The organism is Pseudofrankia coriaricola (genome assembly GCF_001854805.1).
Classification (GTDB): Bacteria; Actinomycetota; Actinomycetes; order Frankiales; family Frankiaceae; genus Pseudofrankia.
This window is the reverse complement of sequence record NZ_MBLO01000074.1, coordinates 1-20,666: the sequence shown is the minus strand read 5'-3', so window position 1 is coordinate 20,666 and position 20,666 is coordinate 1. Positions and strand designations below refer to the sequence as shown.

17 protein-coding genes are annotated in these 20,666 nt (G+C 72.9%); 8 read left to right on the top strand and 9 right to left on the bottom strand.

The genetic code is table 11. The features are described from left to right. Nucleotides 1-232: 232 nt before the first annotated feature. Entirely contained in the window at nt 233-529 is a 297-nt protein-coding gene (locus BCD48_RS13220) for an AfsR/SARP family transcriptional regulator (RefSeq protein ID WP_071048657.1), read from the top strand. A gap of 116 nt (nt 530-645) precedes the next feature. Here the strand turns inward: BCD48_RS13220 and BCD48_RS13215 are convergent, their stop codons facing one another. Further along, nucleotides 646-2,304, bottom strand: coding sequence for an FAD-dependent oxidoreductase (locus BCD48_RS13215; protein WP_071048656.1), 1,659 nt, complete (start codon nt 2,302-2,304; stop codon nt 646-648). Between the two features lie 333 nt (nt 2,305-2,637). Between BCD48_RS13215 and BCD48_RS13210 the strand changes: the two genes are divergently transcribed. Then, nucleotides 2,638-3,117, top strand: coding sequence for a hypothetical protein (locus BCD48_RS13210; protein WP_071048655.1), 480 nt, complete (start codon nt 2,638-2,640; stop codon nt 3,115-3,117). 20 nt (nt 3,118-3,137) lie between these two features. On the opposite strand, the gene BCD48_RS13205 is transcribed toward BCD48_RS13210, so the two are convergent. Continuing rightward, complete coding sequence (locus BCD48_RS13205; RefSeq protein ID WP_241841694.1) at nt 3,138-3,665, bottom strand: hypothetical protein; 528 nt, start codon at nt 3,663-3,665, stop codon at nt 3,138-3,140. 91 nt (nt 3,666-3,756) lie between these two features. Continuing rightward, nucleotides 3,757-4,038 carry a hypothetical protein gene (locus BCD48_RS13200; RefSeq protein WP_241841693.1) on the bottom strand — a complete coding sequence of 94 codons (282 nt, stop codon included), beginning with the start codon at nt 4,036-4,038 and terminating at the stop codon, nt 3,757-3,759. A 164-nt stretch (nt 4,039-4,202) separates the two neighbouring features. On the opposite strand from BCD48_RS13200, the gene BCD48_RS13195 reads away from it, so the two are divergent. From BCD48_RS13195 to BCD48_RS53470, 6 genes are all read left to right on the top strand, one after another. Further along, complete coding sequence (locus BCD48_RS13195) at nt 4,203-7,673, top strand: helix-turn-helix transcriptional regulator (protein ID WP_241841695.1); 3,471 nt, start codon at nt 4,203-4,205, stop codon at nt 7,671-7,673. 370 nt (nt 7,674-8,043) lie between these two features. Beyond that, a complete protein-coding gene (locus BCD48_RS13190) occupies nt 8,044-8,637 on the top strand; it encodes a DUF6529 family protein (RefSeq protein WP_071048653.1) in 594 nt (197 codons plus the stop codon). Between the two features lie 149 nt (nt 8,638-8,786). Then, a complete protein-coding gene (locus BCD48_RS13185; protein WP_071048652.1) occupies nt 8,787-9,275 on the top strand; it encodes a Rieske (2Fe-2S) protein in 489 nt (162 codons plus the stop codon). Between the two features lie 246 nt (nt 9,276-9,521). Further along, nucleotides 9,522-10,118, top strand: a complete 597-nt coding sequence (locus BCD48_RS13180; protein WP_071048651.1) for an FHA domain-containing protein — start codon at nt 9,522-9,524, stop codon at nt 10,116-10,118. 419 nt (nt 10,119-10,537) lie between these two features. Next, entirely contained in the window at nt 10,538-11,083 is a 546-nt protein-coding gene (locus BCD48_RS13175; protein ID WP_071048650.1) for a Rieske (2Fe-2S) protein, read from the top strand. A 996-nt stretch (nt 11,084-12,079) separates the two neighbouring features. After that, nucleotides 12,080-13,627: a glycosyltransferase gene (locus tag BCD48_RS53470; RefSeq protein ID WP_491677134.1), complete on the top strand. Its 1,548-nt coding sequence runs from the start codon at nt 12,080-12,082 to the stop codon at nt 13,625-13,627. A 48-nt stretch (nt 13,628-13,675) separates the two neighbouring features. Here the strand turns inward: BCD48_RS53470 and BCD48_RS13160 are convergent, their stop codons facing one another. The 6 genes from BCD48_RS13160 to BCD48_RS13135 form a co-directional block, all read right to left on the bottom strand. Then, nucleotides 13,676-15,379, bottom strand: coding sequence for a DHA2 family efflux MFS transporter permease subunit (locus tag BCD48_RS13160; RefSeq protein WP_083418566.1), 1,704 nt, complete (start codon nt 15,377-15,379; stop codon nt 13,676-13,678). Between the two features lie 9 nt (nt 15,380-15,388). After that, nucleotides 15,389-15,610 (bottom strand): hypothetical protein, encoded by a 222-nt coding sequence (locus tag BCD48_RS13155; RefSeq protein ID WP_071048649.1) that lies wholly within the window; start codon nt 15,608-15,610, stop codon nt 15,389-15,391. 91 nt (nt 15,611-15,701) lie between these two features. Further along, nucleotides 15,702-17,117, bottom strand: a complete 1,416-nt coding sequence (locus tag BCD48_RS13150; protein WP_071048648.1) for an adenylosuccinate synthetase — start codon at nt 17,115-17,117, stop codon at nt 15,702-15,704. A 48-nt stretch (nt 17,118-17,165) separates the two neighbouring features. After that, the gene (locus tag BCD48_RS13145; protein ID WP_071048647.1) at nt 17,166-18,128 is read right to left on the bottom strand and encodes a hypothetical protein; all 963 of its coding nucleotides are present in this window, start codon (nt 18,126-18,128) and stop codon (nt 17,166-17,168) included. Nucleotides 18,129-18,218: 90 nt separating this feature from the next. Beyond that, nucleotides 18,219-19,616, bottom strand: coding sequence for a protein kinase family protein (locus BCD48_RS13140; protein ID WP_071048646.1), 1,398 nt, complete (start codon nt 19,614-19,616; stop codon nt 18,219-18,221). Then, nucleotides 19,613-20,479, bottom strand: coding sequence for an NUDIX hydrolase (locus BCD48_RS13135; RefSeq protein ID WP_241841692.1), 867 nt, complete (start codon nt 20,477-20,479; stop codon nt 19,613-19,615). Before BCD48_RS13135 ends, BCD48_RS13140 begins: the two co-directional genes overlap by 4 nt. Nucleotides 20,480-20,666 lie beyond the last annotated feature (187 nt).

Sequence of the window (20,666 nt, the reverse complement as noted above, 5' to 3'; positions counted from 1 at the left end):
CGCATCGCGGTCGACGGTGCGGGACGTGGCGGCCGGTACGTCGACGCGAACACCACCCCGACGATCACGCTCACCAGCCGGGTGGAGGCGTCCGGACCTACCAGGTCTACGTCGGTCACGCGCGCCCCGTCTCGAACGGCTCCATATTTTTGCTCAGTTGCCGGTCGGCGAGGCGCTGTTGATCCGGAAATGCCCGTCAACGCCCATGACAAAATCAGCGGGTGAGATCGGGATGCTGGGCCCGTTGGAGGTTCGCACGGACGACGGCGTCTTGGCGGACGTGCCGGGCGCGCGGTTGCGCGGACTGCTGATCGCCCTCGCGCTCAAGCCGGGTCACATGGTCCCGAAGGCGTCGCTCGTCGACTGGATCTGGGGGGRGCACCCGCCAGCCGATGCGACGAACGCCCTGCAGCGCTTGGCTTCCCGGCTGCTGTCCGCGATGAGCGGGGCCCGGCTGGTCAGTCCGAGTCACGTGATTGCCATCGACACCAATATCAGTCAGGCGTTACGCGCCACCGGTGGCGCGTAACGCCTGACTGATATTAAAAGCCTTTCCGAAACGGGCCAACGTTGCCAGACATCGCGCTGGTGGACTATTTGACCCGGCCTCGGAGATCTTCCTCAGGAAGACAGCCGGAGAGGCGTTCAGTCAATGTCGCGGGCGGGCTGCGCGGCGGCGTGCCGCCCCGCCCGGTACCCCATCACCATGCTGGGGCCGACGCAGGAGCCGCCGCCCGGGTAGGTCCCGCCGAGGACGGATGCCGCGGTGTTCCCGGCGGCGTAGAGACCGTCGACGATCGGCGCCTCGGTGCCCAGTACGCGGGCGTCGGCGTCGATCTTCGGCCCGCCGCTCGTCCCCAGCGTCCCCGGCCACTGCTGGATCGCGCCGTAGACCGGTCCGACGACGGGCTTCAGGCTCGTCGTGTCCGGGCCGGTGGCCGAGCGCACCTGCTCGGGGTCGCCCCAGTCGGGGTCCTCCCCCTTCTCCGCGAACGCGTTGTACCGGAGCACCGTCTCCTCCAGGGCGTCCGGGTCGACGCCGATCTTCTCCGCGAGCTCGCGGATGCTGTCGGCGGCGACGAGCCACGACGGGGCGGGCTGACCGTTCGGACCGACGATGGCGCCGTCGACGATCTTGCCGCCGAAGACGCCCTTCTTCCCTTCCCACTGCGTCCCGCCGAAGACGCACCAGGCGGGCGCCTTGTTCGTGTAGCCCGGGTTGCGCTGGTCGAAGAAGTTGAAGGGGTGTGAGAAGTCGTTGTACGTGTAGCCGCCGTGCATGAAGCGCTTGCCGCCCTGGTTGACGATGATCGACCCGGCGCCGAGGCCCATCTCCATCTGCGGCAGCGGGTTGCCGTCGCGGCCGATCTCCCACGGGTCATACATGACGCCGTAGCTGAAGAACGACGTCATCAGGCCGAGCTGCGCTCCGGCGCGCATCGCCATCCGGTGGCCGTCGCCGGTGTTGGTCCACGGGGTGCACGGCTTCACGTCGTAGCCGAGGAAGGTCGTCACCATGTCGGGGTTCCACTCGAAGCCGCCGGTAGCGAGGACGACGCCCTTCCGCGCCCCGAGACGCTTCTGCGCGCCGTCCTCACCGACGACGACGCCGATGACGCCACCGGTCTCGTTCGTCACCAGCTCCCGTCCAGGAGTGGAGTAGCGGACGGAGACGCCACGATCCAGCAGCGCCTTCAGCAGCGGGGCGACGAGGCCGCCGCCCTTGGCCCGGTACCCCTCACGCCGGCGCCGCTCCAGCTCCTCGCGGGGGACGACCTCGATGGCCTCGGCGTAGGCCACCTCGGGAGGCTTCACCCAGGGGCTGGGGTTCACGCGGCCGGCCCAGTGCTCGCCGAGCTCGGCAACCGCGGGGTAGGGCTGGCAGGACACCGACCGCGGGATCTCCTTGGTGCCGGGGATGCGCCCGGGGACGACGGCGTAGTAGTCGGGGAGCCCCTTGTGGGCGCGGGTCACGAGTCCGGTGTTGGCCTCGAGGTAGTCCAGCGCCTCCGCGGCGGTGTCGACGTAGACCTCGATGAGGTGCGGGTCGTAGGCGCGGCCGTCGGAGAGGCGCGTGACGTAGTTGATCGCCTCTTCGCGCGTGTCCTGGCCCGCGATGTGCCGGTTCAGCGGGATCCACATGTCCCCGCCGGAGGCGGCCGTCGTCCCGCCGATGAACTCGGACTTCTCGACGACGCAGACACTCGCGCCACCGTCGGCGGCGAGCAGTGCCGAGGTGAGGGCACCGGCGCCGCTCCCCACCACGACGACGTCGAAGACCTCGTCCCACGCTACAGCGCTCATGCCCCGGATTCTGGGTTCTTTGTACCGACCGGTCAAGAAGTAAGGCAGACGCGATCGCCCGCGGAACCGCGCCGCGACCCGCGGCGACGAGGTCGGCGACGGCGCCGATCCCCAGGGCATCAGCGCCCTGATGGCGTGCTCCCCCGGTATGGGCGCGGCAGCGCCAACGCGGACGGCGTCCGCGAGAGGCGGCACCGCGGTCGGCTGGGGCCGAACGACGTCTGGCCTTCCTGTTCGGGCTGCCCACGTTCCCGGTTCGGTTGTCCTGTTCCGGTTCGGGCTTACCGCACAGCGCCAGTGCGCTACCGTCCGCGCAGGAAAAGGGAGCGGCGTATGAAACGCCCAACCAAGGCGATCACAGTCCACCGGGCCCAGCCCGTTGGGCGCACGGCACTCACGGTCGCGTTGGTGGCGGCCCTCGCGGGCATCGCTGGCTTGGCTGGGTGCGCGAAGGCGGAGGTCCAGACGGCCGGGTGCGAGCCGGACCATCCGGTGGTGACGCCGCTGTCGGTGAAGGTGGGCGCGTCGGTCACCGTCACGAGCCTGAGCCACCCGTGCGCCCGGGTGACCGTGACCGCCCCGGACACCCCCCACCGACTTGTCCTGACCCAGGTCGGCAAGGACGACGCCGATCTCGGCGCGGTTCCCGTTCAGCCCGACGGCACGTTCAGCGTCCGCGCCGGGATTCCTTCGGACGCGCGGCCGGGCGTCGCCTGGATCACCGTGACCGGAATGTTCCCGGTCCCGTGCGACGACACCAGCGCGGCCTCCTGCGTCGGCTACGTCACCAGGGTCAATCTGGAGGCTCGGTAGTCCCATCCCCGAGGCCCGCGTCAGTGCAGCAGCACCCGCAGCAGGATCAGGGCGAGACCGAACACGCCGGCGACGATCCCGTATGCCAGGGACGCCCAGGTACCGCGTCCGCTGTGCCGGCCGGCGATCTCCCCCCACAGCACCAGCGCGGCCATGCCGGTCCACATCCCGGCGAGCGCCGCCGTCTGGACGGACGCCCCGGCCGCCGCCGCCAGCAGTACCGCGAGGAGCGGAAAGAAGGACGCCGTCACCAGGGACCATTCGTGGGCCATCGCCTCGGCCAGGCGGCGCAGGCCGGCCCGGCGGCTCACGCTCGGTGGCGAGCCGAGGAAGTCGGCATACACGTGGGCGAGCCAGTACACGAGCACGCTGATCAACTCTGCGTAGATCAGGTCGCGCAGCTCCGTCTGGCGCTCGGACTCCACCGCCAGCACCGAGTCGGCGAGCACCGTTCCGTAGATCGAGCCGACCGGATTGCGCGCGAGCGCGAGCATGCCAGCCCGCCAACCACGGCGGGACACGACCGGGGGGTCGAGGCGGTCGGACACGTCCACGCCCTCAGGGTCTACCCGATGGGCACCCACGCGGCTCGCCACGGTCGCGCGCTCGGCGCTGGCAGGCCGCGCGGCGCCCGGCCGCTCACGGGACGGGGAACTCGATGACCGGCACGGCCTCGGTCCGGGTCGCGACATACCGCGGCACCAGCGCCAGCGCGGCCTCGGCATCCGCCGCGTCGACCGTCCAGAACATCTGGTGCTCGTCGTCGCCCAGGCCGCAGGACGCGAGTGCGCGGCCGTGCCGCAGGGGGCTGTCGAAACCGTGCCAGGACGCGAAGACGAACCGGCATTCGGCCGGGCCATGCCGGTGGCACAGGACGAACGTCGCCATGCATGCCAGCGTCACCCGGCCGCGGCTCGTCATATATCGGGGAGATCCCCAGACCCGGGCCGGCGATGTCACTCAAGCGACCCGGCGACCGGGACAGCCGAATGCTCTACCACAATGCCCGCCAAGGCGATCGAACTCCGCGCGGGCCTGCTGACCCGGACGCACGCGGCGACGGCGCCGCGGGGGAGGGCACAGTGATGCTTCGGGCCGTCCTGGTCGGGCGGGACCAGGAAATGGCGACGATCCGCGCCGCCATCGACCGGCTGACCGCCGGCGGGCCAGCCGCCTCGGCGCCCAAAGCCCGGACGGGAAACGGGTCGGCTGCTGTCATCCGCCGGCCGCGAGCCGGCTGGCTGGAGATCAGCGGCGAGGCCGGGATCGGCAAAAGCCGCCTGATCGACGAGCTCACCTCGCTGGCGGACCAACGCGGCCATCTGGTGCTGCGAGGCCACGGCAGTGAGTTGGAACGCGACATCCCGTTCAACGCCATCGTCGACGCGCTGGACGACTACCTCGGCGCCGTCGACCCGGACCGGCTGCGCACGCTCGGCGCCGACCGGCTCGACGAGTTGGCATCGGTCTTCCCCGCGCTACGTCGGCTCGGCCGGGCCAGGACTGACACTTCCGAGCTGGACCGCTGGCAGGCCTACCGCGCCGTACGGCGGCTGCTCGAGCTACTCGCGGCCGAGCGGCCGCTCGTGCTGGCGCTTGACGACCTGCACTGGGCTGACACGGCATCGGCCGAGCTCGTCGCGTACCTGTTGCGCCGCCCGCCGGCGGCGGCGGTGCTGCTCGTGCTCTCCTACCGGCCGCGACAGGCGCCGGCCACGCTGCTCGCCGCGTTCGCGGGGGCGGCCGGTGTCCTGCCCGAGCCGGGTACCGCCGACACCGTCGCCCCCGCGGCCGCCACTGGGGCGACCGGTGCCGACGGTACGCAGATCCGCCTCGACGCGCTCTCCCGGGCCGACGCCGACCTGCTGCTGGGCCCGATCCGTGATCAAGTCGCCAAGGCCCGCTGGTACCGCCAGAGTGGTGGGAACCCGTTCTACCTGGAGCAGCTCGCCCGTTCCCGCTCGTTCCCGCCGCCGATCATCGCGATGGACCGCCCGGCCGCCGCCGTCCCCACGGGAGCGGAGGACGACGATCTCGACGATCTCGACGACGAGGTGCCGCCCGCGGTCGCGGCCGCCGTAGGGGCGGAGATCGCCGCGCTGCCCGTCGCGATCCGCCTGTTCGCCCAGGGCGCCGCCGTCGCCGGGGACACGTTCGACCCCGAGCTGGCCGCGGCCGCCGCTGGCCTGCCCCCGTCACAGACCGAAGGCGCCGCGGGTACGCCGACGCCCGCGGCCCAGCCCACCGGCTCCTCAGCTGACTTCTCCGCCAACACCAACGTCGACTCCAACGTCGACCTCAACGGCATCTCGTCGTTGGACGCCGTCGACGTCCTGATCAAGGCCGACGTCATCCGGCCGACGGAGCTGCCCCGCCGGTTCGCCTTCCGGCACCCCATCGTGCGTCACGCGGTGTACGTCTCGGCCGGCCCGGGCTGGCGGCTGGGCGCGCACGCACGCGCCGCCGCGGCGCTCGCCGCGCGCGGGGCGCCCGCCACCGCCAGGGCGCACCACGTCGAGCGGGCCGCGCTGCCCGGTGACGAGGAGGCGGTGACGCTGCTCGCCGCCGCGGCCGACGCGAGCCGGCTGCGCGCCCCGGCCGCCGCCGCCCGCTGGTACGACGCGGCCCTGCGGCTGTTACCCGCCGCGGTCGGAGAGATCGACCCGCGGCGCATCGCCCTGCTCGCCCGGCTGGCGAGCGCGCTGGACTCGAGCTACCAGCCGGAGCGAGCCCGCGACGTGCTCGACGAGATCCTCGGCCTGATCCCCTCGTCGCTCCCGGAGGAGCGCGCCCACGTGATCGCGCTGCGCTCGGCCGTCGACCACATGCTCGGCCGGCACGGCGAGGCCAGGGCCCTGGTGCTCGACGCGCTGGCGACGGCGGACCCCGCCACCCGCGAGGGCTGCCTGCTGCGCCTTCAACTGGTGATCGACCACTTCTACACCGGCGAGTACGACGGGATGCGCCGCTGGCAGCGGGAGGCCCATCCACTGGCCGAGCGGCTCGGCGACCCGGCCCTGCTCGCCGTCTCCACCGGGCTGCTGGCGGGCGCCGAATACATGGCCAGCGGCGTCGCCTCGGCCGACGCCGGCGCGACGGAGGCCGCCCGCCGCTACGACCTGCTGGCCGACGACGAGGTGCTGCCCCACCTGGCGATGCTCGCCTGGCTCGGCTGGACAGAGCTTTACCTGGAACGGTTCACCGACGCCGCCCGTCACCTCGACCGCGCGGACTCGCTCGCGCGGCGGCGGGGCCGCGGCGCCACCCTGGCCATGGCGGCGGTCGGCCGGGCGACGCTGGCCGGCTGGCGCGGCCAGGTGCCGGAGGCTGCGCGTCTCGCCGACGAGGCCGTCGAGTCGTGCCTGCTCGCGCCGCACCTGCCGTTCCTGTCCTGGGCGCTGGCGGTGCGCTGCTGGACGGCGACGCTGGCCGGCGACCTGACCGAGGCGCTGCGGCTCGGCGCGCACGCCGTCCGGGTCGCGCACCCCGAGACCGACGCCGTCTCGGTGCTCGCCGGCTCGCACTACGCGGAGGCGCTGGTCGAGGCCGGCCAGCCGGACCGGGCGATCGACGAGCTGTTCGCCGCCACCGGCGGCCCGGACCTGCCCCGCGTCGAGGAGGCCTACCGCCCCTACTGGTATGAGCTGCTCACCCGGGCGGAGCTCGCGAGGCGCGACCTGGACCGCGCGGGCCAGCGCCGGCCCGTGCTCGGCGCGCCGAGCCCGCCGGAGCCGGAGCCGGGGCCGAGACCGGGGCGCCCGCCCTCGAGGGCGGGTGTGGCCGGCCTGACGGCGGACAACGGCGTCGACGGGGTGGCCGCGGCGGAGCGCTGGGCCCGGCGGGCGGAGCGCGCGGCGGCGCACGCGGGCGGCGGCCTGCCCGGGCGCACGGCCTCCGCGTTGCGCGCGCGGGCCGCCGTGGAGCTCGCGCGCGGCGACGCGGCCGCGGCGACGAAGGCCGCGCTCGCCTCCGCCGCCGCGGCCGAGCGGGCCGGTCTGCCGATCGAGTCCGGGCGGTCGCTGACGCTCGCGGGACGGGCGCTGACCGCCGTCGGCGACACCGCGGCGGCGATCGGCGAGCTGCGGCGGGCCGAGTCCCGGCTACGGGCGGCCGGCGCTCGGCGACCCGGCGACGAGGCGGCCCGCCTCCTGCGCCAGCTCGGCGAGAAGGTTGCTCGTGGCGGGCGCCCCGGGGGCTCCTGGCGTCCCGCCTTCCGCCAGGTGGGCGGGCCCGGCGCCGGCGACGGGCTGACGGCTGGCACCAGCGGCACCAGCGGCACCAGCGGCACCAGCGCGGGCACGCTGGCCGCGGTCGGCGTCACGTCCGCCGGTGCCGCTCAGGCAGGCGCCGGTAACGACGGGACGGGCACGGCGGCCGCGCGGCTGTCGGCGCGCGAGCGGCAGATCGCCGAGCTGGTGGCCGCCGGCCAGACGAACAAGCAGATCGCCGCCGAGTTGTTCGTCAGCGAGAAGACGGTCGAAAGCCACGTGACGAAGGTGCTGGCCAAGCTCGGCGTGCCTTCCCGGGCCGCCGTGGGCGCCATCCTGCGCTTCTGACGCCTCCCCTAGGCTGATCCCCGACCACCAGGCGCCGCCCCGTCGCGGTGACCACGACGCGTCCGAGCCGCCTCGCCGCCGGGACTCGCGACCGGCCATGACAGATCCGCGTCACCTGCTTGACGGCCAGGACCCGGGTGGCGCGATGATCCGACGGCGGGGTTCCGGCCGACGCGTGGGATGCGCTTAGGCGCATTGGGAACCAGGGTTTCTCCCGATGTTCTGGTCGGGAGTAGTAGATCAGGCTGAGCCTGGTGGTGGGGGCGTCGGGCGTGGCCACGCGCGCCGGGCGTCCCCACCAATCGGGGAGCCGGAAACGGGGGCGTGAGCATGGACACGCGACGCCGTTCCGGCCTGGAACGGAGGCCACATGTCGATGCCTGAGCCCGCCGCGGGACCGGCCGCACCAGCGCGGCGCGGGTTCGCGACCGGCGGCACGGGCCTCGCCGGCGCGCTGCTCGTCGGTGCCGTGATCGCAGTAGTTCTCGGGGTCTACGGCCGGGAACACGAACCGGCGCGGCGCCCCCTCTACACGCTCGGTTTCTCCTCGCCACTGCCCATGAAGGCGTGGCTCACGACGGTGGTCCTGGCGCTCGTCGTCGTGCAGCTGCTCACCGCCCTGTGGATGTGGGGACGGCTACCGGGCGTCGGCTCGGCCGGGCCCGGGGTCGCGATCGTCCACCGGTGGAGCGGGACGGCGGCCTTCGTCGCCACCCTCCCGGTCGCGTTCCACTGCCTGTGGGCGCTCGGCTTCCAGACCGCGGAGCCCAGGGTCGTCGCGCACAGCATCGCCGGCTGCGCGTTCTACGGCGCCTACGCGGCGAAGATGCTCGGGCTTCGAGTGAAGAGCCTGCCCGGCTGGGCGCTGCCGGTGCTCGGCGGCCTGGTTCTGACGGCGCTCGTCGTGCTCTGGCTGACCGCGTCGCTGTGGTTCTTCACCCGCTCCGGCATTCCTCATGTCTGATCACCGGATCGGGCTCCTGGTGCGCGCGAGGCCTCGCCAGCGCGGCGGCCAGGTGCCCGGCGATCCGCTGGCACGGGCCGCCGCGGGAGGCTCCCCCGCCCGGACTGCGCCAGGTATGACCGCACCAGCCGTAACGAAGAAGGGCTGAGATGACGCAGGACGTCTCCGCGCCGGCCCAGCCAGCGGCGCTCACCCGGCGGGCCATCCCGGCGGTGGTCGTCATCGCCGGCGCCGCCGCCGGCTTCGCCGTCGCCAAGGGCCACGACGAGAGCGGGACCGGCCCCGGCGCGAACGCGGCCGGCGGCGCCCCGCCGGCCGGTGGGGGTGGCGCCGGCGCCGCGGGTGGCGGCGGCACCCAGCTCGCCACCCTCGACCAGGTGCCGGCCGGCGGCGGCCTGATACTGGACAGCGCCGGCATCGTGCTGACCCGGGACGCCGCGGGCAACGTGCACGGCTTCTCGACGGTCTGCACCCATCAGGGCTGCTCGGTCTCCGACGTCACGGACGGCACGATCAACTGCCCGTGCCACGGCAGCAAGTTCGACGTCTCCACCGGCGCCCCGGTCGCCGGCCCCGCCGGCAGCCCGCTGCCCCCGGTCAACGTCACCGTCCGCGACAACGCCGTCTTCGCCTCCTGATCCCTCGCCGGCCTCGGCGCGGCGCGGCGCGCCGGACCGGGCCGAGACCCAGGCCGAAGGCCACGCGACGATGGCGAAGCCTCGCGTGGCCGGAGGCCATCAGATACGACCCAGGCCGAAGGCCACGCGACGATGGCGAAGCCTCGCGTGGCCGGAGGCCATCAGATATGACCAGCCAGCGACCTGCCCGCCGTCCGGCTCCGCCACCCGCGAGGCCGGACGAACCCAGCACGAGAGGGGATCAGCGTGCCACCCGTCGCGCTGCGCGTCAGCACCCCGGCCGACGAGCTCACGCTGCCCGGTGACCGCCCAGCGGTCGTCGGCCGGTCAAGCGACGCGGACGTCGTCATCAACCATCCGAAGGTCTCGCGCCGGCACGTCGCGCTCGAGCCGACGCCAGAGGGCTGGGTGGCCCGGGACCTGAGCACCAACGGGATCTGGTACGACGGCCAGCGCGTCGGCTCCGTGCAGGTCAGCGGCGACGTGACGCGTCTGCGCCTCGGCGGCGCGGATGGCCCGGAGCTGGCGCTCACCGCCCTGGTACCGGCCGCCGCACCCCCGGCCGCGCCAGCCGAGCCCGACCTCGACGAGCTCGAGACCAGGCTCGCGCCCGGCGGCGCGCAGGGGCCGGCCCAGCGGACCGGCCGCGGGCCCGCCCCAGCAGCCACGCCCGGCTGGCCCGCCGGAGCACAGCCCCCAGCCGGCGTGCCGGCACAGCGGCCCGCACCCGCGCCCGCTCCGAGCCCGCGGCGCAAGCCGCCCCGCTGGCTGAGCACCGTGCCCACGCTGATCTGGCTGTTCTCCGCGGCCTTCGCCATCGGCGCCCTCGTCGCACTATCCTGACCATCCTCGCGACAGCGTCGCGCCCCACGACGGATGTCCCAGCGATGGCGACATCGCGCAGGGCGTCGCTGTCCAAGGACCGGAAGGGCGCAATGCGCAGGCACGACCCGCGGGTCCTGGGTGCCGGCCCCGCCACCGGGGTGGCGCCGAGGACCCGCGCGGACCGGTGGCGACTGCCGCGGCCCACGAGCAGAGAATGCGACCGCGTGACGCGGCTCTCACCACTGGGTGTGACGCGGCTGACTTAAGCCGGACATTCCCATGGCTGTTCCGCGGCTACGGGCGGTCACGTTCGGTGGTGAGCGGAACGATTCTCACCAGTTCTTTAATCGCAGCGGCCGGGGCGTACCGCCTGTTAGCCCATCTGCCAGTTTACCGTCTGACCTGTCGGGTGGTATCGCCGTTTAGGAAGGGTCGATATGAAGCAGGACGCCGCACCCCAGGCCGAACCGACCAAAACCTTGGTGAGGCCGGCCAGTCTCACCCGGCGAGCGACGGTCCCGCTGATCGCCGTCGCCGTCGGCGCCTCCGGATACCTGGTGGCCGCCTGTTCCAGCTCCTCCGACGACGCCTCCGACTCGCCGGCCACCGGCTCCGCGACCTCCAGCTCCGCGGGGACCCCGTCGGCCGCGGCCACCGACACGGGCACGGCCGGCGGCGCGACCACCGGCTCCGGCGGCACCCAGCTCGCCACCCTCGACCAGGTGCCGGCCGGCGGCGGGCTGATCCTGCAGGACAGCAAGATCGTAATCACTCGTGGCACCGGCACCGACGTGCACGCCTTCTCCGCCGTCTGCACCCACCAGGGCTGCGTCGTCGCCAAGGTCGCCGACGGCACGATCAACTGCCCCTGTCACGGCAGCAAGTTCGACGCATCCACCGGCGCCCCCGTCGCCGGCCCCGCCCCCAGCCCACTCGCTCCCGTCGCCGTCACCGTCCGCGACAACGCCGTCTTCAAGGCCTAAGGCGGTCCCGTGACCGAGGCGCTCCGCGCCTCGGTCATCGGGCGCCGTCCAGGGCGGCCCGGTCTGGCTCGAACGGTTCGGCTCTCGCGTGACTCGGCCAGAGGAAACACCGTGGCCGTTGAGCGGGGGCGGCACTGACAACCCCACCGATCATGGATCTGACCATGATCGGTGGGGTTGTCGGTGTCCTGGCTCCGAACAGAACCGCACCCCCCAGGCCACACCGATCCATCCATGGGTTCTGGCGCGCAGGAAGCCGGATCCGCCGACGCTGGGGCCACGGGCCGGACCGGCCGGGAGGACCAGCGGAGGAAGACGGCGGCCAGCCCGGCTACCGACCGTAGTAGTCCGGGCACACATCATCTGCGCCAGGCCAGCCACCGCCGACGGCGATACTTTCGCGTAACGCATCGCGGGATTCAGGTGCGCGAAACCTGTTCGTCACTTTTCGGCGCTCCCGAAATATATGACCACGACCCGTGGCGCCGCGGCCACGGCTCCCGGGGCCTCTCACACGCTCGCCGCGATGTGTGACACAGGTCACACTCCCCGCGCGCTTTCAAGCCCCTTGAGAACTTCGCCGCTGACGTGCGAACATTTCGGTCAACCCCCCGCCCACAGGTGCCCGCGCCGTCGCGTCGCACCTAGGTCCGGTCTGGGCCAATTCAGTTTTTCGCGCGCCGACAGGCGCGTGCTTCGTGCTGTCTTCACCACGGGCGGATGCTGACGGGTCGCATGAACAAGGTTGAGACTGTCGTCATTAACTGGAAACGTCCAGGCAATGTTGAACGGGTCGTGAACGCGCTCCGCGCGCAGTCCACCCCGTGCACCATCACGGTTTGTGACACCCATCTGGAAGATGACTACGCGCTACCGATGTCGGTGCTGGACAACGCCGACAGGGTCTACCGATGGGGGCACAACACCGGCCCGTACTCGCGGTTCGTGCCGCTGGCCGCCTACGACCACGAATACACGTTCTTCATCGACGACGACATGCTGCCGGGGTCCCGCTGCGTAGAGCACTTCGTCTCTACCGCCGAGACGCTGCCCGGCTTCGGCTCGATCGGCCAGATGGGCAGGATCGTCCCGCCGGACGGCGTCTACAAGGCGCGCAACGTCGCGCGGCTCCCCAGGCCGCGCGAGATCGACATCCTGGTCCGCGGCTTCTTCGTCCGCACCCGCAACCTGCACCATGTGGCCCAGCTGCGCTGGCTGATGAACTACACCGAGGAGCAGGTCCCCGAGGACGACATGCTGCTCTGCGTCGCGATGCGGCTGTGCGCCGGCCTGCGCAACTACCTGACGCCGGCCAGCCCCGACCCCGAGACGCTCATGAACCGGACAGAGCTGCCCGACCCGCACGCCCTGCACCGCAGGCCCGACCACATCAGGCGCCGCATCGACTTCATGCTCGCCGCCAGGGCGATCGGCTGGCTCCCCGCGATCCCGGCGCCCGCGGTCCCCAGACAGCTGACCGGCACCGAGAGGACAGGCGCCAACGGCACGAACAGCACCTCCGCTGCCGGCCAGAACGGCCAGAACGATGGGAACGGAAATCACGGCGCCACCCCGACCACCCGCCTGCCGTCCACCGTCCCGCGCAACGGCCACGCGAACGGGAACGAGAAGACGCTGACGGGCTCGAACGGCAACGGCCGTGCCCTGCCCCTGACGGCCGAGTTCGCGCTTCCGAACGGCAATGGCCATCCGAACGGCAATGGCCATCCGAACGGCAATGGCCATCCGAACGGCGACGGCCATCCGAACGGCAACGGGAAGGCGGCCCAGAACGGCCGTGGCAAGGCCTCGGTGAACCGCGGCGTGCTCTATCTGGCACTCGGCGAGAACTACACCCAGCTCGCGACCGACAGCGCCCGCACGCTGCGCCTGCACGGCTATGACGGCCCGGTACGCGTCGTCACGGACGCACCCAGTCACGATCTGGTCGACCTGGAATGCGAGACGCTCGTCGTCGGCAGCCTTCCCGGCGGGTTCGCGTCCCGCTTCCACAAGACCCAGCTGTACCGCTGGTCGTTCCAGCGCACGCTCTTCCTCGACGCGGACACGATCGTCATCTCGCCGATCGAGGAGATCTGGGAGATGCTGCGCGGCCACGACATGGCGATGGCCCCGGACATGCACTCGTACGTCGCGGACGTGATCGCGCACAGCGTCAACGACCCCGCCCGGCGGGCGCCGGAGTACCAGCTGATGTCCGACCTCGGACTGGTCGACCGCCGTTACTACAACAGTGGCGTCATGCTCTTCGACCAGAACGGTCGCACGGGGAAGATGTTCAACCAGTGGCACCAGGAGTGGAACCGCTTCGGCGGCGAGGATCAGCTCGCCCTCGTCCGCGCGATCGCCACCACCGGGACGCGGGTGTCCCCCCTCGACTCCGCCTGGAACCGCAGGCCGAAGGCGTTCTCATCGGTTAATGAGGCGCGCTCCGCCGGCGTTCGCATCCTGCACTTCCTGTCCCGCCAGCGTTCCCTACTGAACGACGCCTACCTGGGCGTCGTCGCGGAGTACCTCGGCTAACGGAGTACCTCGGCTAACCCAGGCGCGCGACCCCAGACCACGACAAGATCAATGTAGCGGGCCGGTGGGGAGCTCCCGCTCATCGGCCGACGCACTGAACGGGCAGTTCCCGGGATTCGTCGCGACGGGAGTTCCGTCCAGCGCGCAGTGCCGAAAATGCGGCTGGGCACGGCTCGGGGACACCAGCCGCGTGCCGGTGGCTGGCACCCGCGCCGCCGGCCCGACCGCCTGCACCGGCACCGGCACCGGGGCAGGGACGGCCGCGCGCCGCGGGTTGCGGACACCGGCGGCCGCGATCAGACCACCGACCGCGCACACGGCGGCGGCGAGCCAGATCGCGGTGCGGAAGCCATGGCTGAAGGCGTCCGCGTCCAGGTAGGCGGCACCGCTGAGCCCCGCCGCGGCGGGCAGCACCGCGACGGCGAGCAGCTGGGCGGTGCGGGCGACGTCGTTGTTCACCGCGGAGGCGACGCCGGCGTGCTCGGCGGGCGCCGCGCCGAGCGCGGTCGACGTCAACGGCGCGACCGTCGACGCCAGGCCCAGGCCGAGCACGCTGACGGCTGGCAGCACGTCGCGCAGGTAACCGCCGCCGTCCCCGGCGCGCGTGAGCAGAGCGAGCCCGACGGCGGCGAGCAGCGGCCCGGCGGTCATCTGCAGCCGGGGACCGATCCGGTCGGCGAGCGCGCCGGAGCGGGCCGACAGCGCCAGCATGATGATCGTTACAGGCAGCAGCGCGGTGCCCGCCTCAATCGGTGAGTAACCGGCGGACTGCTGCAGCTCGATCGGCAGCAGGAACAACGCGCCGCCGAGCGCCGCGTACACCGCGAAGGTCACCAGGTTCGCCGCCGTGAACTGCCGGGAGGCGAAGAGGCTCGGCGGGAGCATCGGGGCGCGTTCCCGCCGCTCGACGACGACGAACCCGGCCAGCAACGCCGCGCCGGCCACGAGCAGCCCGATCACAGTGGGCGACGTCCAGCCTCGGCCCGGCCCTTCGATCAGCCCGTAGGACAGCCCGACCAGGCCGAGCGTCACCAGTGCCGCGCCGGGCAGGTCGATCCGCCTTGGCGCTGCCGGGTCGGTCGACTCCGGCACGTGTCGCGCCGCGACCACCATCACCGCCACGGCCAGCGGCAGGTTGATGAAGAAGATCAGCCGCCAGGACACGGCGCTGACCAGCCAGCCACCAAGGAACGGCCCGACAGCGGTCGTTACCCCCGAGAGGCCCGACCAGGCGCCGATCGCTCGCGAGCGGTCCCCCTCGGCGAAGGACGCCTGCAGGATCGCGAGGCTGCCCGGCGTCAGCAGTGCCCCGCCGACCCCTTGTAGCGCCCGCGCACCGACCAGTACGGAGGAGTTCGGCGCGAGCCCGCACAGCAGCGACGCGAGCGCGAACCAGCCGACGCCCAGCAGGAACACCCGTCGCCGGCCGTACCGGTCACCGAGCGAACCACCGACCAGCAGCAGGCCGGCCAGGGTGAGCGTGTACGCGGTGACGACCCACTGCAGCGTGGCAAGGCCCGTTCCGAAGTCGCGCCCGATGGATGGCAGCGCCACCCCGACCGCGGTCGCGTCGATCGAGGCCAGGCCCGAGCCGAGCACGGTCGCGAGCAGCACCCATCGCCCGCGCGCGGACGCCACCACCAGATCGCCCGCCCGCCAGGCCTCGGCCGGCGGACCCTCTGGGACCGGCCCGCCGGCCGGGTCCGGACCGCCGTGCCGGGTAGGTCGCCGCGGCGGTGGTCCGGTCGGCATAGCAGAACCCTACGTCCGCCGACCGGCCCGGTCGCCTGGATCGGACCATGAGGTCGCCGATGGTGCCTCCTGGTCGTCTTCCTGGCCCTGGAGGGCGCGGACCGTCCAGCTGATGCGGGTGTCGGCCACATCGCGGCGTTCTTCCAGCACTCGCAGCAGAACCAGGAGGAAGAGAGTGCCCAGCGCCAGCAGCAGCGCCAGCATGAGTGTCACCAGATAGAAGTCCGTCACGGCCGGTACCTCCGGGTTCCTGCATTCGTTTTCAGGCGCTGCCGCCGCGGCTGGCATCTGACTGGCGCCAACCGCTGTGGCGGGTTGTGGATTAGTGCTTGTCGCCGCTGCGCGGTCCATAGGAACGGACGGACACCGGTGCGTTGCACACCTCGGCGACGAGATCCGGCCACTCGTCCGGTCCCGGCGACGTCTCGTCGAGGACCGGCCGGGCCCGCGACAGCTGGCGGGTGAGCGCGGCCGACCGGTCCAGGTCGCCGGCCGGCCCCGGGATCAGCCGGTCGATCCGCCGCGCCGCCGCGCCCAGGCACGACATGCCCGCCGCGTCCCGGGTGTCCGCGCCCGCCGAGCTGTCAACAAGGTCCATGTCGTCAGGCTGATGGATCGGCATTGCCCCGACATCGGCACAGTCGGAGAAGCGGCCACTCCCGGGTGTCGTGTCCGCGACGTCGTAGGCCCCGCACACCCGCAGCGGGTGGCGGGCGGGGGCGTCGAGGTGGGTGAGCGCGACCGCGTCGACCCCGCCGGCGACCTCGACGGCGTACCGGTGGGCGACCGCGTCGAAGTGCCCGGCCCGGAGCGCCCCCTGCCAGCGGCCCACGCCGTTGTACCGGTCCGGCAGCGCCGCGGTCAGTGCCGCGTCCTCGCTCACCAGCGGGCCGGCGCCGTGCCGGGTGGTGAAGGTCCGCAGCACCCCGAGGCGCGTGACGTCGCCATCGTCCACCCCGGCGTCACGCAGCAGCTTCTCCGCGTTCGCGAACGTCGTCGTCGACCAGGTCGTGAACGGGTGAAAGCCGTGCCACTCGTCGAGCAGCACGCCCTGCGCCCCCTCGAAGACGACCGGGCCGGCACGCAGCAGCTCGGCGACGTGCCGGTCGTCGACGAGCCGCACCGTCCGCGCGAACTCGCCGAACACCTCGACGCAGTCCTCGACCGGCGGCGCCGGCAGCGGCCCGAGCTCCGACTCCAGCAGCGCCCGCAGCTCGCCGAGCAGCCGGCGCAGCCGGGCAGGGTGCACGCAGTCGCGCACCCGCGGCGCGTCGTCGGGGTAGGCGAGGGCGTAGGCGGCCGTCTCCCCGATCCCCATCCCGCACGACCCGTGCCGCCCGGAGCCGCGGGCAAGCTCCCTGGCCCGGTTCGCGGCCGCATGGTACGGCGTGGTGAGCAGCGCGTCCCCATGAACGGTGAGCGCCGCGAACGGGCTGGGCACGCCGATCGCCGCGAGATGCTCCGCCTCCGCCGCCAGCGCCAACGGGTCGACGAGCATGTATCGCGACAGGTGGGTCGGCACGCCGGCGAGCGTGCCCGCGCCGAACTGCGCGAAGGTGTGATGACGGCCGTCGTCGGTGACGACGTTGTGCGCCGCCTGCGCGCCGCCGTTGAACCGGACCACGGCCCCGACGGGCCGGCCGGCCGCCGCGGCGACCCGGCAGAGGTGGTCGACGACCGTCCCCTTGCCGGCGTCGCCGAAGCCGAGATCGACAACGATCGTAAAGTCGGGCCGCATCTCGGCTCCTTCCTTCCTGCATCGACCCTGAATCGGCGGAAAAACTTGTCAGAGGCGGGCGATGCCACCGTCGGGGTTGGCCGGGGGCCGGGCGCCGGCGGGGCGGATACGGGCCAGGGCCTTGCCGATCGGGGCGACGGCGGCGTCCGCGCCGAGGTCCCGCAGGTCGTCGAGGCCCTCGTCGAGGTCGATCGAGTCCTCGAGGATGCCGATCGTGAGCGCGATCGTCTCGCAGGCCAGGCCCAGGTCGTCCAGCTCGATCACCCGCTCGCCGAGCAGCGCCCGCCAGGTGTCGAGCACCGCGCTCTCCCCCGCGTGCGCGGCGCCGGCCGGGATGATGAAGAAGACGTGGTACATCCGCTGGAGCTCGGCGAGGATCTCCGTGGTGGGGATGCGCTCGCCCAGCCGGTCGCCGATCACGTCGCGGACCTGGCCGGCGTCGACCGCCTTGTACGGGTTCTCGTCGCCGATGATGAACAGGTAGCCCTTCCGGCCGCGCTTCTCGAGGCAGTCGATCGCGGTGTGACGCGCCATGAAGTACATGGCGAGCTCGTACGACTCCTTGACCTGGCCGCCGCCGCCACCCTCCAGGATGATGTTGCCGAGGTGCGCGTCCATCCGGTTGTCCGACTCGAACTGGCCGACCTGCAGCGGCACCCGGTCGCAGGTGGCGTCACCGATGGCGCCGAACATGATCTGCGGGTGCTCGACGTAGCCCTTGCGCAGCAGCAGGCCGAACAGCGCCGGCAGCTTGCTCTGCAGCTCGCGCGGCACCGAGCCCATCGAACCGGTGACGTCGAACAGCACCGAGATGGCGACCGAGGTCGGGTGCTCGTCCGAGTCGCGGCTCTCCCGCATCCCCACACCGCGCGGGTCGAGGTCCGCGTGGACCTTCATCGCCCGGCCGGCGTGGCGCATCCGGTCGCTGTAGTCGAAGGCGCTCTTGCCACTGCTGCGCCGGAAGCTCGCGGCCGCGTCGTAGACGTTGGTCGACCAGCTACCGCTACCCATGATGATCCTCCAGAAGGTAGAGAAAGGGATGGTGATGTTGATGGGGCCGATCCCGGGCCCGTGGGGGCCGGCGGGGCCGCGGGCGCGCGGTCAGCGCGTGGGGCGCGGCATCGTGAACGGGCGGAACCGGCGGGGGCCGTACAGCCGGCCAAGCAGGTCGTCGAGCTCGCCGAGCAGCTGCCACGCGTCGTCCGGCCGCATGGACGGGGCCGGCAGCAGGCAGCCGCCGAGGAACCGGCGGATCGGCGCGGGCACGCCGGCGCCGAGCCGGGCCGGGTCCGGGCTGCCCAGGAGGTAGGACACGCAGCGGGTGGCGAGGGCGAGGTCGGTGGCCGCGCCCGGCGGCTCGCGGCGCGCCACCTCCGGCGGGTACCAGTCGGCATACGCCGCCACCAGCGCCGGGATCCGCCGGCTCGGGTCGTCGTCGCCACGACCCGGCCTCCGGGTCCCCCGGGCACCGACGGGACCGGTGCCGCGGTGCGGGCCGACGACCGCGCCCTCGGCCGGGTCCGGGATCGCGCTGTAGCACCAGTCGACGAGGACCAGGCCGTGCTGCTGAGGGTGGATCAGGACGTGGTCGGGCAGCACCGCCCCGTGCGCGACCCCGGCCCGGTGCGCGTAACCGATCGCGACGAGCAGCCGGCGCCACATCCAGACGGCATCGCGTGGGTCCACCCCGCCCGGGTAGGCGGCGCGCACCTGGGCCAGCGTCACGAAACCGTCGAGCCGGCCCAGCACGTTCGCCCGGCGGCCCGCGCCACCCTCCACCGGATCGGCGAACCTGCCGTTGTCGACCAGCCGCGGCACGTAGGGAGCGAACTTCGGGTCGCCCAGCCGGGCGACCCGCCGCAGCGCCGCCGCCTCGCGGGCGACCAGGTCGTCGTCGGCCGCCGAGCGAGCGATCTTCACGACGTATGGCGGGTCGTCGCCGTCGGCGGGCCCACCGAGCCCGCCGCCGACCGGGGCGGTCCGGGCCACCCGGTACAGGGTGGCGATGTCGCCGTCCGCGTACCGCTCGCCGACGGTGTACGCGAACCGGGCACCGCCCGCGTCGGCCGAGTCGCCCCTCGCCGCGGCCGCGCGAGGCTTCGCCGTTGTCGCGCGGCCGCGGCCGAAGACGACCGTGCCGGCCCGGTCGCGCCGCCGGATGCCCGGCGCGGCGCCCGCGGCCAGCTGGTAGGCCTCCCACAGCTCGGTGAGCCGGGCGAAGGCCCTGGCCGCGTCGACGCGCCGGGCCGCGGGAGCGACGTCCGGATGCGTCAGCCGGGCCATTGCCCGGTAGGCGCGGCGGGCCGCACGCAGCGCCGCCTCCGGCGAACGGCCAGCGGCCGGCTCGGCGGGGCCGAACAGCGCGCGCTCACCGAGGCCCTGCCGCAGCACGAGGTCGATCACCTCGTCGAACGAGGCGGGCTGCCGCGGGCCGTCCCCGCCAGCGCCGCCGCGGTCCGCTCCCGTCGCCGGGAAAGTGGTCGAGTCGGTGTGGGTCATCGTGGTTCCTCCTGCCCGGGACGCAGCAGCGCGGGGTGCAGCAGCCGGGCCGTGCCGGCGCGGTAGAGCCGGGCGCGCCGGCCGCCGCGGGCGCCGCCACGCGCGGTGGTGGCGCCGGTGTCCTCGACGAACCCAGGAGCGGAGAGCACCTTGCGATGGAAGTTGGGCGCGTGTAGCGGCTGCCCCCACACCGCCTCGTAGACCTCTCGCAGCTCGGTGATGGTGAACTCGGTCGCGACGAACGCGGTGGCCAGCGGCGTGTACTCGAGCTTGGAGCCGGCCCGTTCGAGCGCGTCGTCGAGGATCCGCGCGTGGTCGAATGCCATGTGGTCGCGATCGACGCCCACGACCGGAACCCAGGCAGCCGTCTCGGCGTCGCCACCGGCGGTCGGATCCGGTAGGTCGGGGGCAAAAGCGAGGTACGCGACCGAGATGACCCGCATCCTGGGATCCCGGCCGGGTGTTCCGTAGGTGCCGAGCTGTTCCAGGTACACCCTGGCGAGGCGGCGGTCGACCGCCCGCCGATCGGTGGACGCCGCGAGCCCGGTCTCCTCGGCGAGCTCGCGGACCGCGGCCTCCGGCAGGTCCTCGTCACGCCGCGCGCCGTCCGGCCCGGTCGCCGGGCGGACGAACCCACCCGGCAGGGCCCAACGTCCCACGAACGGCCGCTGGCCGCGCCGAACCAGCAGCACGTGCAGGGTTGGCACCGACTCGACGACTCGGATGGTCAGCGCGACGACGTCGACCGTGACGGCGATCGGCTCGTAACGCCGCGGGTCGTAGGCGGACAGGAACGCCGCCTCCGCCGCGTCGTCGTCCGTGCCGAGGACGACCGCCTGCCGCTCCGGCCCAGTGCCCGCCATGGTTCTCCCAAAGATCGAACGAGGAGTTCTACTCAAGTCGAGTAACTCTCAGGTCGAGTAGTTCTCAAGTCGAGAATTTCTGAAGTTGAGAAGAACATAGCTCACAGATCCCCACCCGCCAAGGGGTTTTGTCCTGGACCCGACACGTCCAGGGAGTCGGTGCAGACGGCAGGAGGGGGCAGAGCAG

Excerpts from the sequence above, each read along its gene's own strand:
- BCD48_RS53470 (WP_491677134.1), top strand. The coding sequence starts at position 12,080 with ATGCTGCCGGGGTCCCGCTGCGTAGAGCACTTCGTCTCTACCGCCGAG.
- BCD48_RS13190 (WP_071048653.1), top strand. The coding sequence starts at position 8,044 with ATGTCGATGCCTGAGCCCGCCGCGGGACCGGCCGCACCAGCGCGGCGC.
- BCD48_RS13215 (WP_071048656.1), bottom strand. The coding sequence starts at position 2,304 with ATGAGCGCTGTAGCGTGGGACGAGGTCTTCGACGTCGTCGTGGTGGGG.
- BCD48_RS13200 (WP_241841693.1), bottom strand. The coding sequence starts at position 4,038 with ATGACGAGCCGCGGCCGGGTGACGCTGGCATGCATGGCGACGTTCGTC.
- BCD48_RS13140 (WP_071048646.1), bottom strand. The coding sequence starts at position 19,616 with ATGACCCACACCGACTCGACCACTTTCCCGGCGACGGGAGCGGACCGC.
- BCD48_RS13135 (WP_241841692.1), bottom strand. The coding sequence starts at position 20,479 with ATGGCGGGCACTGGGCCGGAGCGGCAGGCGGTCGTCCTCGGCACGGAC.
- BCD48_RS13145 (WP_071048647.1), bottom strand. The coding sequence starts at position 18,128 with ATGGGTAGCGGTAGCTGGTCGACCAACGTCTACGACGCGGCCGCGAGC.
- BCD48_RS13210 (WP_071048655.1), top strand. The coding sequence starts at position 2,638 with ATGAAACGCCCAACCAAGGCGATCACAGTCCACCGGGCCCAGCCCGTT.
- BCD48_RS13185 (WP_071048652.1), top strand. The coding sequence starts at position 8,787 with ATGACGCAGGACGTCTCCGCGCCGGCCCAGCCAGCGGCGCTCACCCGG.
- BCD48_RS13195 (WP_241841695.1), top strand. The coding sequence starts at position 4,203 with ATGCTTCGGGCCGTCCTGGTCGGGCGGGACCAGGAAATGGCGACGATC.
- BCD48_RS13160 (WP_083418566.1), bottom strand. The coding sequence starts at position 15,379 with ATGCCGACCGGACCACCGCCGCGGCGACCTACCCGGCACGGCGGTCCG.
- BCD48_RS13175 (WP_071048650.1), top strand. The coding sequence starts at position 10,538 with ATGAAGCAGGACGCCGCACCCCAGGCCGAACCGACCAAAACCTTGGTG.
- BCD48_RS13150 (WP_071048648.1), bottom strand. The coding sequence starts at position 17,117 with ATGCGGCCCGACTTTACGATCGTTGTCGATCTCGGCTTCGGCGACGCC.